Origin of the sequence: Citrobacter sp. Ct235 (assembly GCF_030332305.1) — a bacterium.
GTDB lineage: Bacteria > Pseudomonadota > Gammaproteobacteria > Enterobacterales > Enterobacteriaceae > Citrobacter_A > Citrobacter_A telavivensis.
On record NZ_JAOWIC010000043.1, the window covers coordinates 362,991 to 377,171 of the forward strand.

At 54.9% G+C, this 14,181-nt stretch carries 14 protein-coding genes; 7 read left to right on the forward strand and 7 right to left on the reverse strand.

Annotated elements, in window-relative coordinates:
• The first annotated feature begins 14 nt into the window (after window positions 1-14).
• The 5 genes from guaD (at window position 15) to idi (ending at window position 5,047) form a co-directional block, all read left to right on the forward strand.
• Window positions 15-1,331 carry a guanine deaminase gene (gene guaD / locus OGY35_RS10830; protein WP_286632271.1) on the forward strand — a complete coding sequence of 439 codons (1,317 nt, stop codon included), beginning with the start codon at window positions 15-17 and terminating at the stop codon, window positions 1,329-1,331.
• A gap of 32 nt (window positions 1,332-1,363) precedes the next feature.
• On the forward strand, window positions 1,364-2,731 hold the full coding sequence (gene ghxQ / locus OGY35_RS10835) for a guanine/hypoxanthine transporter GhxQ (protein ID WP_286632272.1): 1,368 nt from the start codon (window positions 1,364-1,366) through the stop codon (window positions 2,729-2,731).
• Between the two features lie 61 nt (window positions 2,732-2,792).
• The gene (locus tag OGY35_RS10840; RefSeq protein WP_286632274.1) at window positions 2,793-4,241 is read left to right on the forward strand and encodes a nucleobase:cation symporter-2 family protein; all 1,449 of its coding nucleotides are present in this window, start codon (window positions 2,793-2,795) and stop codon (window positions 4,239-4,241) included.
• Between the two features lies 1 nt (window position 4,242).
• Window positions 4,243-4,368: a hypothetical protein gene (locus tag OGY35_RS10845; RefSeq protein WP_286632275.1), complete on the forward strand. Its 126-nt coding sequence runs from the start codon at window positions 4,243-4,245 to the stop codon at window positions 4,366-4,368.
• A 133-nt stretch (window positions 4,369-4,501) separates the two neighbouring features.
• Entirely contained in the window at window positions 4,502-5,047 is a 546-nt protein-coding gene (gene idi / locus OGY35_RS10850; RefSeq protein ID WP_152402154.1) for an isopentenyl-diphosphate Delta-isomerase, read from the forward strand.
• A gap of 67 nt (window positions 5,048-5,114) precedes the next feature.
• On the opposite strand, the gene lysS is transcribed toward idi, so the two are convergent.
• The 5 genes from lysS to xerD all read right to left on the reverse strand — a co-directional run bounded on the left by lysS (window position 5,115) and on the right by xerD (window position 11,218).
• Window positions 5,115-6,632 (reverse strand): lysine--tRNA ligase, encoded by a 1,518-nt coding sequence (lysS, locus tag OGY35_RS10855; RefSeq protein WP_286632276.1) that lies wholly within the window; start codon window positions 6,630-6,632, stop codon window positions 5,115-5,117.
• Between the two features lie 9 nt (window positions 6,633-6,641).
• A protein-coding gene (gene prfB / locus OGY35_RS10860) for a peptide chain release factor 2 (protein ID WP_152402150.1) occupies window positions 6,642-7,740 on the reverse strand; the annotation gives its coding sequence in 2 pieces (ribosomal slippage) (window positions 6,642-7,664 and window positions 7,666-7,740; 1,098 coding nt in all).
• Between the two features lie 105 nt (window positions 7,741-7,845).
• Entirely contained in the window at window positions 7,846-9,579 is a 1,734-nt protein-coding gene (gene recJ, locus OGY35_RS10865) for a single-stranded-DNA-specific exonuclease RecJ (protein ID WP_286632277.1), read from the reverse strand.
• A 5-nt stretch (window positions 9,580-9,584) separates the two neighbouring features.
• Window positions 9,585-10,298 carry a bifunctional protein-disulfide isomerase/oxidoreductase DsbC gene (gene dsbC / locus OGY35_RS10870; RefSeq protein WP_152402146.1) on the reverse strand — a complete coding sequence of 238 codons (714 nt, stop codon included), beginning with the start codon at window positions 10,296-10,298 and terminating at the stop codon, window positions 9,585-9,587.
• Window positions 10,299-10,321: 23 nt separating this feature from the next.
• A complete protein-coding gene (gene xerD, locus OGY35_RS10875; protein WP_152402144.1) occupies window positions 10,322-11,218 on the reverse strand; it encodes a site-specific tyrosine recombinase XerD in 897 nt (298 codons plus the stop codon).
• Between the two features lie 100 nt (window positions 11,219-11,318).
• On the opposite strand from xerD, the gene fldB reads away from it, so the two are divergent.
• Window positions 11,319-11,840, forward strand: a complete 522-nt coding sequence (gene fldB / locus OGY35_RS10880; RefSeq protein WP_286632278.1) for a flavodoxin FldB — start codon at window positions 11,319-11,321, stop codon at window positions 11,838-11,840.
• 99 nt (window positions 11,841-11,939) lie between these two features.
• Here fldB and OGY35_RS10885 read toward each other — a convergent pair whose 3' ends face one another.
• Both OGY35_RS10885 and sdhE read right to left on the reverse strand, forming a co-directional pair.
• Window positions 11,940-12,347, reverse strand: a complete 408-nt coding sequence (locus OGY35_RS10885) for a protein YgfX (RefSeq protein ID WP_152402141.1) — start codon at window positions 12,345-12,347, stop codon at window positions 11,940-11,942.
• A complete protein-coding gene (gene sdhE, locus OGY35_RS10890) occupies window positions 12,328-12,594 on the reverse strand; it encodes an FAD assembly factor SdhE (RefSeq protein WP_152402139.1) in 267 nt (88 codons plus the stop codon). Before sdhE ends, OGY35_RS10885 begins: the two co-directional genes overlap by 20 nt.
• Before the next feature lie 256 nt (window positions 12,595-12,850).
• Here sdhE and ygfZ point away from each other — a divergent pair, with 256 nt between their 5' ends.
• The gene (gene ygfZ / locus OGY35_RS10895) at window positions 12,851-13,831 is read left to right on the forward strand and encodes a tRNA-modifying protein YgfZ (protein WP_286632279.1); all 981 of its coding nucleotides are present in this window, start codon (window positions 12,851-12,853) and stop codon (window positions 13,829-13,831) included.
• The last annotated feature ends 350 nt before the right edge of the window (window positions 13,832-14,181 follow it).

Consider the following 14,181-nt stretch of genomic DNA (forward strand, 5'->3'; position numbering starts at 1 on the left):
TAAAGGAGTTTACGATGTCTGGAGAACACACGTTGAAAGCGGTGCGCGGCAGCTTTATTGATGTCACCCGCACCGCCGAAGACCCGGAAGAAATTGCCTCAGCGCTGCGATTTGTGGAAGACGGATTACTGCTGATTCGCCAGGGGAAAGTCGAATGGTTTGGCGAGTGGGAAGAAGGGAAAAAACGGATCCCTGACGCCATCCGTATCCGCGATTATCGCGGGAAACTGGTCGTGCCGGGATTCGTTGATACGCATATCCACTACCCCCAGAGCGAAATGGTCGGCGCCTATGGCGAGCAGTTACTGGAATGGCTGAATAAACACACTTTCCCGACCGAAAAACGCTACGAGGATCTGGAATACGCACGCGAGATGTCGGCTTTTTTCATCAAGCAGCTGTTGCGTAACGGCACCACCAGCGCACTGGTTTTTGGTACGGTCCATCCACAGTCCGTTGACGCGTTGTTCGAAGCCGCAAGCCACATCAATATGCGTATGATCGCCGGCAAAGTGATGATGGATCGTAACGCACCGGATTACCTGCTGGACGACGCCGAAAGCAGCTACCTGCAAAGTAAGGCGTTGATTGAACGCTGGCATAAAAATGGCCGCCTGCTGTACGCCATCACGCCGCGCTTTGCGCCGACCTCTTCTCCACAGCAGATGGCGATGGCACAGCGTCTGCGTGAGGAATATCCCGATACCTGGGTGCATACCCATCTCTCTGAAAACAAAGACGAAATTACCTGGGTTAAGGAACTCTATCCTGAACATGACGGCTACCTGGATGTGTACCACCAGTACGGGCTGACCGGCAAAAACTGCGTCTTCGCCCACTGCGTACATCTCGAAGAGAAAGAGTGGGATCGCCTGAGTGAAACCCGCTCCAGCATCGCCTTTTGTCCAACCTCTAACCTCTACCTCGGCAGCGGTTTGTTCAATCTGCAGAAAGCCTGGCGTAAGAAGATCAGCGTCGGCATGGGAACCGATATCGGTGCGGGCACCACTTTCAACATGCTGCAAACGCTGAACGAAGCCTACAAAGTGGTGCAATTGCAGGGTTACCGCCTCTCAGCATACGAAGCATTTTACCTGGCGACCCTCGGCGGCGCGAAAGCGCTGGGTCTCGACCATCTTATTGGCAACTTTATGCCCGGCAAAGAGGCGGACTTCGTGGTGCTGGAACCGACGGCGACGCCGCTACAGCAACTGCGCTATGACAACTCTACATCCCTGGTCGACAAATTGTTCGTGATGATGACGCTGGGCGACGATCGCTCTATTTACCGCACCTACGTCGATGGGCGTCTGGTGTACGAACGGACCTGACAGAACGCTAACATCCTGCTGAGGACATTATTATGTCTGGAGATATACTGCAAACCCCCGGCGCGTCGAAACCTCGCGGCGCGCTGGATAATTACTTCAAGATTACTGAGCGTGGCAGTACCGTGCGCCAGGAGATACTGGCCGGGTTGACCACCTTTCTGGCGATGGTCTATTCAGTCATTGTCGTGCCCGGAATGCTGGGGAAAGCGGGATTCCCACCCGCCGCCGTCTTTGTCGCCACCTGTCTCGTCGCAGGCTTCGGTTCGCTGTTGATGGGACTCTGGGCCAACCTGCCGATGGCTATCGGCTGCGCAATTTCGCTAACTGCTTTTACCGCATTCAGCCTGGTGCTGGGCCAGCAGATCTCGATTCCTGTCGCCCTCGGCGCGGTTTTCCTGATGGGGGTGATTTTTACCGCCATTTCGGTAACCGGAGTCCGGACCTGGATCCTGCGAAACTTACCCATGGGTATTGCACACGGCACAGGGATCGGTATTGGGCTGTTCCTGTTGCTGATCGCGGCAAACGGTGTCGGCATGGTGATTAAAAATCCGCTGGAAGGACTTCCGGTGGCACTCGGCGCATTTACCTCTTTCCCGGTGCTGATGAGTCTGCTGGGGCTGGCGGTCATCTTCGGGCTGGAGAAATGCCGCCTCCCCGGCGGGATCCTGCTGGTGATTATCGCCATCTCCATTATCGGTTTGATATTTGACCCTGCCGTCAAATATCACGGTCTGGTCGCCATGCCCAGTCTGAGCGGCGAAGATGGTAAGTCTCTGATTTTTAGCCTTGATATTATGGGGGCCTTACAACCTGCGGTGCTGCCAAGCGTACTGGCGCTGGTGATGACGGCGGTATTCGATGCCACCGGCACCATCCGCGCCGTCGCCGGACAGGCGAATCTGCTGGATAAGGACAACCAGATAATCAACGGCGGTAAAGCGCTGACCAGCGACTCCATCAGCTCCGTGTTTTCCGGGCTGGTAGGCGCAGCACCGGCTGCCGTCTATATTGAATCCGCTGCAGGAACCGCCGCCGGAGGGAAAACAGGGCTGACCGCCACCATCGTCGGCTGTTTATTCCTGCTTATCCTGTTTTTATCTCCTCTCTCTTACCTGATTCCAGGCTATGCGACTGCCCCTGCGCTGATGTACGTAGGCTTACTGATGCTCAGCAACGTCTCAAAACTGGATTTCGATGATTTTATCGATGCGATGGCCGGTCTGGTCTGCGCGGTCTTTATCGTCCTGACCTGTAACATCGTTACCGGCATTATGCTCGGTTTCGTGACGCTGGTTGTTGGTCGTGTTTTTGCCCGGGAATGGCAGAAGCTGAATATCGGTACCGTCATCATTACCGTCGCGCTGGTCGCGTTCTACGCCGGCGGATGGGCAATTTAAGCGATGCTCCGCGCGCACGCGCGGAGCTGTTCTATCGGCCTCGCCCTTCAGGAGAAAACGCATGAGCGCCATAGATTCCCAACATCCCTCACCTTCGGGGCAAGACCGCGCCACCGATGAGGTAGACCGCCTGTTATCGCCAGGCAAACTGGTCGTACTCGGTTTACAGCATGTGTTGGTCATGTACGCAGGCGCGGTCGCTGTCCCGTTGATGATTGGCGACAGGCTCGGCCTCAGTAAAGAAGCCATCGCGCTGTTAATCAGTTCTGATCTCTTTTGCTGCGGGATCGTTACCCTACTGCAATGTATTGGCATCGGCCGCTTTATGGGGATTCGCCTACCCGTGATTATGTCGGTGACGTTTGCCGCCGTGACGCCGATGATTGCGATTGGCATCAATCCGGATATCGGTCTGTTGGGCATTTTTGGCTCAACTATCGCCGCAGGGGTGATAACCACACTCTTAGCGCCGCTTGTCGGTCGCCTGATGCCGTTATTTCCGCCGCTGGTGACGGGTGTGGTGATCACCTCAATTGGCCTGAGCATTATTCAGGTGGGCGTTGACTGGGCAGCAGGCGGGAAAGGCAATCCTGAATATGGGAATCCGGTCTATTTGGGCATTTCGTTTGCGGTCTTAATTTTTATTTTATTAATCACCCGATATGCCAAAGGTTTTATGTCCAACGTCGCAGTCCTGCTGGGGATCATCTTTGGCTTTGCGCTCTCATGGATGATGAATGAAGTGAACTTGTCAGGCCTGCACGATGCTTCGTGGTTCGCGATTGTCACACCGATGGCCTTCGGTACGCCCGTCTTTGATCCAGTGTCGATTCTGACCATGACGGCCGTGCTGATTATTGTGTTTATTGAATCGATGGGGATGTTCCTGGCGCTCGGCGAAATCGTCGGTCGCAAACTCTCTTCGCAGGATATCATTCGCGGTCTGCGCGTGGATGGCGTCGGGACGATGATTGGCGGACTGTTTAACAGCTTTCCCCATACCTCGTTTTCCCAAAACGTTGGTCTGGTCAGCGTCACGCGCGTGCACAGTCGATGGGTCTGCATCGCCTCTGGCGTCATCTTAATTTTGTTTGGCATGGTGCCGAAAATGGCAGTTCTGGTCGCCTCCATTCCGCAGTTCGTCCTCGGCGGCGCAGGGCTGGTGATGTTTGGCATGGTACTGGCGACCGGGATCCGCATTCTCTCACGCTGCAATTACACCACGAACCGTTACAACCTCTACATTGTGGCCATCAGCCTGGGCGTTGGCATGACGCCGACGTTATCACATGACTTTTTTTCTCGCCTGCCTGCCGTACTCCAGCCGCTGCTGCACAGCGGCATTATGCTAGCCACCTTCAGTGCGGTGGTATTGAATCTGTTTTTCAATGGTTATCACCACCATACCGGGCTGGTACAGGAATCCATCTCGGATAAAAACCTGAAGGTCAGAACGGTGCGAATGTGGCTGCTGATGCGCAAGCTGAAAAAAAATCAGCAGGATGAGTAGCATGAATCTCTTTTTGCGCTGCCTGATAACCCTGCTGTTGCTTATGTTGATGTCGATCCCCGCCGTTTCAGACGGCATTGCGCTGGGTATCGAAAGTCGCTTCCAGTTTATGCTGCTGTTTTTCTAAAATCGCGCCTGCTCCCGACATCCGTACGGCAAGATACGGATGTCAAATTCCGCCGTTAAACGCTCCCTGAGCTAATCAATACGTCGTGAGATCTCATATACTGGTACGTGCTTAAGAATTACAGTGAGACATTATGCGACAGGAACACGTCATTTTGCTGGATGCACAGGACACCCCTTCCGGCACGCTGGAAAAATACAGCGCCCACACCGCCAACACACCATTGCATCTCGCCTTCTCTTCCTGGCTGTTCAATGCAGAGGGGCAACTTTTGGTGACTCGCCGATCGCTTGCGAAAAAAGCGTGGCCGGGAGTTTGGACGAACTCGGTTTGCGGCCATCCTCAACGGGGTGAAAGCCACGAAGAGGCCGTTATCCGCCGCTGCCGGCATGAGCTTGGCGTAGAGATTGCCAGCCTGACCCCCGTCTACCCTGCATTCCGCTATCGGGCGACCGATCCCAGTGGGATCGTAGAAAATGAGGTTTGTCCGGTCTATGCGGCACGGGTAACCAGTGAACTGCAGGTCAATCACGACGAAGTGATGGATTATCAGTGGAGCAGTCTGGAGGATGTTTTACGCGGAACTGACGCGACGCCGTGGGCCTTCAGTCCGTGGATGGTGATGCAGGCTGCTGATGATAATGCGCGCGAGCGACTGCGAGAATATTGCCGACGTTAATTGACGCCGGATGGCGCTACGCTTATCCGGCCTATGGCAAGCGTAACGCTATCCGACATTTCACCGCTTATTTTACCGGGCGCATCGCCGGGAACAGGATCACGTCACGAATAGTGTGGCTGTTGGTGAACAGCATAACCATACGGTCAATCCCAATGCCCAGACCCGCCGTCGGCGGCAGACCGTGCTCCAGCGCGGTGACGTAGTCTTCGTCGAAGAACATCGCTTCGTCGTCGCCCGCCGCTTTCGCGTCAACCTGATCCTGGAAGCGCTGCGCCTGATCTTCCGCATCGTTCAGTTCGCTAAAGCCGTTACCGATCTCACGACCGCCGATGAAGAATTCAAAGCGATCGGTGATCTCCGGATTCTCGTCATTACGACGCGCCAGCGGAGACACTTCTGCCGGGTATTCGGTAATGAAGGTCGGCTGAATCAGATGCGCTTCGGCCACTTCTTCGAAGATTTCAGTCACGATACGGCCCAGACCCCAGCTCTTCTCTACCTTGATACCGAGAGATTCGGCGATCGCTTTGGCGGAGTCGAAGTTATCCAGTTCAGCCATTTCCGTTTCCGGACGGTATTTCTTGATAGCTTCGCGCATGGTCAGTTTTTCGAACGGCTTGCCGAAGTCGAACACTTCATCACCGTAAGGGACTTCCGTTTTACCTAACACGTCCTGCGCCAGGGTACGGAACAGAGACTCGGTCAGTTCGATCAGATCTTTGTAGTCCGCATACGCCATGTAGAGTTCCATCATGGTGAACTCTGGGTTATGACGTACGGAGATCCCTTCGTTACGGAAGTTACGGTTGATTTCGAACACGCGCTCGAAACCACCCACCACCAGACGCTTCAGGTACAGTTCCGGTGCAATACGCAGGTACATATCCAGATCCAGCGCATTGTGATGGGTGATAAACGGACGCGCAGAGGCGCCGCCTGGGATCACCTGCATCATCGGGGTCTCAACTTCCATAAAGCCGCGACCGACCATGAACTGACGGATGCCCGCCAGGATCTGGGAACGCACCTTAAAGGTGTTACGGGATTCATCGTTAGAGATGAGATCCAGATAGCGCTGACGATAACGGGCTTCCTGATCCTGCAAACCGTGGAATTTATCCGGCAGCGGACGCAGCGCTTTAGTCAGCAGACGCAATTCGGTGCAGTGGATAGACAGTTCGCCCGTTTTGGTCTTAAACAGTTTCCCCTTCGCGCCAAGGATGTCGCCGAGGTCCCATTTCTTAAACTGCTCGTTGTAAGTGCCTTCCGGCAGATCGTCACGGGCAACGTACAGCTGAATACGACCACCCACGTCCTGCAACGTAACAAAGGACGCTTTACCCATGATACGACGGGTCATCATGCGGCCTGCAACGGACACCTCGATGTTCAGCGCTTCTAGCTCTTCGTTCTCTTTCGCATCGAAGTCAGCGTGCAGTTGGTCTGAGGTGTGATCGCGACGGAAATCGTTCGGGAAGGCGATACCCTGCTCGCGCAGTCCTGCCAGCTTCTCACGGCGCGTTTTCAGTTCGTTGTTAAGATCGGCTACCGCGTCAGCGCCCTGTGCGTGTTGTTCAGACATGTTGGTTCCTCATAACCCTGCTTTCAAACTTGCTTCGATAAATTGATCCAGGCTGCCGTCCAGCACGGCTTGCGTGTTGCGGGTTTCAACCCCGGTACGCAAGTCTTTAATGCGGGAGTCATCAAGGACGTAAGAACGAATCTGGCTTCCCCAGCCGATGTCGGATTTAGTATCTTCCATCGCCTGCTTCTCGGCGTTCTTCTTCTGCATTTCCAGTTCATAAAGCTTTGCTTTCATCTGCTTCATGGCCTGGTCTTTGTTCTTGTGCTGGGAACGGTCGTTCTGGCACTGCGTCACAATCCCGGTCGGGATGTGAGTAATACGCACCGCTGATTCGGTACGGTTAACGTGCTGACCGCCCGCGCCGGATGCGCGATACACATCGATACGCAGGTCTGCCGGGTTGATTTCGATATCAATATCGTCATCCACTTCCGGGTAAACGAACGCGGAGCTAAACGAGGTATGACGACGACCGCCGGAGTCAAACGGGCTCTTACGTACCAGACGGTGAACGCCAGTTTCCGTACGCAGCCAGCCGTAGGCATATTCGCCAGAAATCTTAATGGTCACGGATTTGATCCCGGCCACTTCCCCTTCTGACTCTTCAATAATTTCGGTCTTGAAGCCGCGCGCTTCTGCCCAGCGCAGATACATACGCTCCAGCATACTTGCCCAGTCCTGCGCTTCAGTCCCGCCGGAACCGGCCTGGATGTCGAGGTAGCAATCGGCGCTGTCATATTCACCGGAGAACATACGACGAAACTCCAGCTGCGCCAGTTTTTCGTCAAGCGTTTCGAGTTCCGCAACGGCTTCGTTAAAGGTTTCTTCGTCGTCGGCTTCTACAGCCAGATCCAGCAGGCCGGAAACATCTTCCAGCCCCTGAGACATTTGGTCGAGGGTGTCGACAATCGCTTCAAGCGAGGAACGTTCTTTGCCCAGCGCCTGCGCGCGTTCGGGTTCGTTCCAGACGTCCGGCTGTTCCAGCTCGGCGTTTACTTCTTCCAGACGCTCTTTCTTGGCATCATAGTCAAAGATACCCCCTAAGAACGTCAGAGCGCTCCGTGAGGTCCTGAATGCGGTTTTTTACCGGATTAATTTCAAACATGGTCTGATTTCTTTTATTGGACTTGTCAAAATGCGGTGATAAGAGCGGGATTGTAACCAATCCACGCTCTTTTTTATAGAGAATAGTGACGGTAAAGTGGTCAGATTACACGGGCCAGATATTATCGATGATTAACTGCAAACTACGGTTGCCACGAAATTCGTTAATATCCAGTTTGTAGGCCAGTTCAACTTCGCGCACGCCGTTATCCGGCCAGCAGGCGGTATCGACGTTAAAGGCGATGCCGTCCAGCAGCGGTCCTCCGCCAACGGGTTCGACCATCACTTTCAAATGCCGCTCGCCGACCAGACGCTGCTGAAGCAGGCGGAAACGCCCGTCAAACAGCGGTTCCGGAAACATCTGCCCCCACGGACCGGCGTCGCGTAGCAACTGCGCGACCTCCATCGTCATCTCCGCCACGCTCAGCGGGCCATCAGAGACCACTTCCCCCTGTAACAGCGACGGATCCAGCCATTCGGTGACCAGCTCGCCAAAACGCTGCTGGAACAGATCGAATTTCGCCTCTTCCAGCGACAGTCCCGCCGCCATCGCATGGCCGCCGAATTTAATCATCAGCCCCGGATGCAGCGAATCCAGCCGCTCCAGCGCATCACGCATGTGCAGACCCTGAATGGATCGCCCGGAGCCTTTCAGCGTGCCGTCACCTGCCGGTGCAAAAGCGATCACCGGGCGATGAAAACGCTCTTTAATGCGCGAGGCGAGGATCCCAACCACTCCCTGATGCCACTCAGGATGATACATCGCCAGACCGCCAGGCAGCGTCTCGCGGCTGCGCTCCAGCTTCTCGCACAGGGTCAGCGCTTCCGCCTGCATCCCCTGCTCAATCTCTTTACGCGTCTGGTTCAGCGCATCCAGCTCATTGGCCAGTACCCGCGCTTCGCCGATGTTATCGCACAGCAATAGCGCCACACCGACGGACATATCATCCAGCCGACCTGCGGCGTTCAGACGCGGACCGAGGGCGAAACCTAAATCACTGGCGGCAAGCTTTTGCGCATCGCGGTTGGACACTTCCAGCAGCGCTTTGATCCCCGGACGGCATTTTCCGGCGCGAATGCGGCTTAAGCCCTGCCAGGTGAGGATCCGGTTGTTGGCATCCAGCGGCACCACGTCCGCCACGGTGCCCAGCGCGACCAGATCGAGCAGATCCGCCAGGTTAGGCGGCGCAATGCCACGTTCGTCAAACCAGCCCTTATCGCGCAGGAAAGTGCGCAGGGCAAGCATCAGATAAAACGCCACGCCCACGCCAGCCAGCGATTTCGACGGGAAATCACAGTCAGTCAGATTTGGGTTGATGATGGCTTCGGCTGCTGGCAACGTCTCGCCCGGCAGGTGGTGATCGGTAACCACCACCGGGATCCCCAGTGCCCTGGCGTGATCCACACCGGCATGGGAAGAGATACCGTTATCGACGGTGACAATCAGCTGCGCGCCGCGCGCATGGGCCTGATCGACCACTTCCGGACTTAAACCGTAACCGTCCTCAAAACGGTTTGGCACCAGGTAGCTGATGTTATCGCAGCCCAGCGAGCGCATCCCCAGCACGCTCAGGGCGGTACTGGTTGCGCCGTCCGCATCGAAGTCGCCGACCACGATGATGCGCGTCCCCTCGCGAAAGGCGTTATAGAGGATTTCGACCGCTTTTTCGACGCCGCTCAGTTGCTGCCAGGGCAGCATGCCTTTTACGCTGCGCTCGAGATCCCGGGCACTGCGTACACCACGACTGGCGTACAAGCGGCGTAACAGCGGCGAGAGATCGGCAGGCAGTTCTGCCGATTCATCGACTTCCCGCCGACGAAGTTGTATCTGTTGTTTCACGCGAATTACTTACCACTGGTCTGTTTTTGGTGCTCGTCAAGAAACGCTTTCATCTCTTTCGGCCCCTGATAACCGGGTACGACATAGCCGTTGCTCAGCACAATGGCTGGCGTGCCACTTACGCCAAACTGCACGCCCAGCGCGTAGTGATCCGCGATGTTCACATCACAGGTTGCCGCTTTAACACCTTTGCCAGCCATCGCGTCATCAAACGCTTTGGCTTTGTCTTTTGCACACCAGATGGACTTCATATCCTGTTCGGCCTGGCTTTCCAGTCCCTGGCGCGGGAAGGCGAGGTAGCGGACGGTAATGCCCAGCGCATTGTAGTCCTTCATCTCTTCATGCAGCTTGTGGCAGTAGCCACAGGTGATATCGGTAAAGACGGTAATAACGTGTTTTTCCTGTGGCGCTTTATAGACGATCATTTCATTTTCCAGCGCGTTCAGGTGTTTCATCAGCAGCTGATTGGTCACGTTGACCGGCGTCGCACCGCTGACGTCGTACATTGGCCCCTGAATGATGTGTTTACCGTCTTCCGTCACGTACAGCACGCCGCTGTTGGTCAGCACCGTTTTCATCCCGGCAATTGGGGCGGGTTGAATATCCGTACTCTGCACGCCCAGTTTCGTCAGAGACTGGCGGATCGCGGCGTCGTCGGCGTGTGCCAGGCCGGAAAACGCGGTGGCCAGCAGGGTAAACAGCATTAAACCTTTTTTCATAACCTTTCCTGTTCGCTCAGCATTCACGCTCTTGGGTGATGCTGTTGATGAAGTTGACGCAAGCGCGCTGTCGCAACATGAGTATAAATCTGCGTGGTGGAGAGATCGCTGTGACCCAGCAACATCTGCACCACGCGTAAATCGGCGCCATGATTGAGCAAATGCGTGGCAAATGCGTGGCGTAAAACGTGCGGTGACAGCTTTTCACTGTCGATTCCCGCTAATACGGCATAGTGCTTAATGCGGTGCCAGAAGGTCTGGCGCGTCATCTGCTGGGCGCGTTGACTGGGAAACAGCACGTCAATCGACACGCCGTTCAGCAGCCACGGACGCCCATGCTCCAGGTACGTCTCCACCCAGTACACCGCCTCTTCGCCCAATGGAACGAGTCGCTCTTTATTGCCTTTACCGATCACCCGAACCACACCCTGGCGCAGACTGATGTCACTCATCGTCAGCCCGACGAGTTCAGACACACGCAGTCCCGTGGCATACAGGATCTCAAGCATGGCTTTATCGCGTAACTCCAGCGGTTGGTCAACCACTGGTGCCTGTAATAATCTCTCAACTTGCGCTTCACTGAGATCTTTCGGTAAGCGCTGTGGCAATTTAGGCGACGCCAGCGTCGCTGTTGGATCGTCTGAACGGATCTTCTCGCGATAAAGATGCTGGAAAAGCCGCCGCACCGCGCTCAGCAGTCGTGCGGTACTGGTCGCTTTATACCCGCCGTCCATCCGCTCGGCCAGTAATGCCTGCAGATCGTCGCTTTGCGCGGTATCCAGCGACACCTGACGGTGTGCGAGCCACTCCACCAACATGGTCAAATCGCGGCGATAGGCGCTCAGCGTATTTTCCGCCAGATTTTTCTCCAGCCAGAGCGCATCAAGGAATTGTTCGATGCGCGCAAGATCCTGTTCCACATCAGCCTCTTTGATTCTGCAACCCGCCATTATGACTCAATGATACGGGTTTCTGGTACACTACGCGCAAAGTCATAGCAAGTATTGAGACGTTTACGCGATGAATATTGGTCTTTTTTACGGTTCCAGCACCTGCTACACCGAGATGGCGGCAGAGAAAATTCGCGACATCATCGGCCCGGAACTGGTAACACTGCATAATCTGAAAGATGATGCCCCGGTCCTGATGGAGCAGTACGATGTGCTGATCTTAGGCATTCCCACCTGGGATTTCGGTGAAATTCAGGAAGACTGGGAGGCCGTCTGGGATCAACTGGACGAGCTCAACCTCGAAGGCAAAATTGTCGCACTTTACGGTATGGGCGACCAGTTAGGCTACGGCGAGTGGTTCCTTGACGCGCTGGGCATGCTGCATGACAAACTGTCGACCAAAGGGGTCAAATTCGTCGGTTACTGGCCTACCGAAGGCTACGAGTTCACCAGCCCTAAACCGGTCATTGCCGAGGGTCAGCTGTTCGTCGGTCTCGCCCTGGATGAAACCAATCAATACGATCTCAGCGATGAGCGTATTCAGGCATGGTGCGAGCAAATTCTTGGTGAAATGGCCGAGCACTATTCCTGATACCGATTTCCTGATACCGATTATCTGAGACAAAACCCCTGACCCGTAGGGCTGGCAGTAAAAACCGTCAGCCCTGCCAGCGCATTCCATCCATTACGCCTATCCCAGCGTCGAATTTTGCATCATCAGGCGGCGTAAATCTCGCCATTCAGCTTTATCCATACTGTCTGCCGCGAGCCACAAATGCTGGCGTTTACCGGTTTCTGACCGCAAGCGCAGCATCATGCCGGTTTTAATCATCCACGGCGCACTGACGATAAGCCAGTCCTGCCCCTGCCAGCGGAGCCGTCCATCCATCAGAAGTTTGACCTCCCCCTGACGGGCGTTAATTCGACGCTGGCTACGGACGCAGTCAAACACAACCAGCGAAAGCAGTATCAACCACAACGGCGTGTAGCTCAGCGGCCATGGCATTAATAGAATAGCCGCAGCGACCAGCCCATGCAGAAGCAGCGATAACCACTGTGCGCGCCATGAGACGCGGAGATCAGATTGCCACAGGACCACGATCCCGATTCCGTGTCTGAATGAGTCGTACCATCTGCGCCAGTTCAGCATCTGCCGGTTTACCGTGATTCATCAACCAGTTGAATAAATCCGGGTCATCACACTCCAGCAGACGAATAAAAATACGTTTTTCATCGTCGCTCAACGTGTCGTATTCATGTTCGAAAAACGGCATGATGGAAATATCGAGTTCACGCATACCGCGTCGGCATGCCCAGTGAATACGTGCTTTATTGTTAATATCCATTTTTTTCTTCCTGTCTCACACAAATGAACTACCCGGCTATTGTAACGTGTTTTTCATCCTGTTTTGCGGGAATATCCGTAATCACAAGCGCGATCGCTAATTAAATCCCCAATAACTCAATGGGTTCATGTTTTCTGGATGCCGCCTCGCAATCTATACGATAAGGCACAAATGGGACTATCAAAGCGCTTGCATTGGGCAATAGCTCTTTTACCATTAGTCATTATCACTGCGTTAAGCAAATCAGGACATTTTTATGGCATTTACTCCATTTCCACCTCGTCAGCCGTCAGCTTCAGCACGTTTGCCCGTGACGTTAATGACGTTAGATGACTGGGCGCTGGCCACGATTACCGGGGCTGACAGCGAGAAGTATATCCAGGGTCAGGTGACTGCTGACGTGAGTCTACTGACTGAGCACCAACACGTACTGGCCGCCCATTGCGACGCTAAAGGAAAAATGTGGAGCAACGTGCGACTGTTCCGCGACGGCGATGGCTTTGCCTGGATTGAGCGTCGTAGCCTGCGTGACGCGCAGGTGACCGAACTGAAAAAATACGCCGTGTTTTCGAAAGTGGCGATTGCCCCGAACGATGAGCGCGTGCTGCTGGGCGTAGCGGGTTTCCAGGCGCGTGCCGCACTGGCAAATCTGTTTAGCGAACTGCCTGACAGCGAAAAGCCCGTCACGCGTGAAGAAGCAACCACCCTGCTGTGGTTTGAACATCCGGTGGAACGCTTCCTGTTGGTTACTGATGTGACAACAGCGGAAGCCGTGACGGAAAAGCTGCGTGGCGAAGCCGAACTGAATAACAGCCAGCAGTGGCTGGCACTGGATATTGAGGCTGGACTTCCGGTGATCGATTCTGCCAACAGTGCGCAGTTCATTCCGCAGGCGACCAATCTTCAGGCGCTGGGGGGGATCAGCTTTAAGAAAGGCTGCTATACCGGGCAAGAGATGGTGGCGCGAGCGAAATTCCGCGGGGCGAACAAACGTGCATTGTGGTCTCTGGCGGGTAAGGCCAGCCGGGTACCAGAAGCGGGTGACGATCTTGAGATGCAAATGGGTGAGAACTGGCGTCGTACTGGCACCGTCCTCGCGGCAGTGCAGTTGGATGACGGTCAGCTACTGGTACAGGTGGTGATGAACAACGATATGGAAGCCGACAGCGTATTTCGTGTACGCGACGATGCCAACACGTTGCACATCAAACCGCTGCCCTATTCGCTGGAAGAGTAACAAAATAACGCCTGATGGCGCGTCGCTTATCAGGCCTACGAAGATATACCTCTCGCCCTGTAGGCCGGATAAGACGTTTACGTCGCCATCCGGTATCTCTCGCCTGATGGCGCTTCGCTTATCAGGCCTACGAAGATATACCTCTCGCCCTGTAGGCCGGATAAGACGTTTACGTCGCCATCCGGCATCTCTCACCTGATGGCGCGTCGCTTATCCGGCCTACGAAGATATACCTCTCGCCCTGTAGGCCGGATAAGACGTTTACGTCGCCATCCGGCATCTCTCGCCTGATGGCGCGTCGCTTATCAGGGCTGCATAGATGTACCTGTAGGCCTGATAAAACGTCAAAC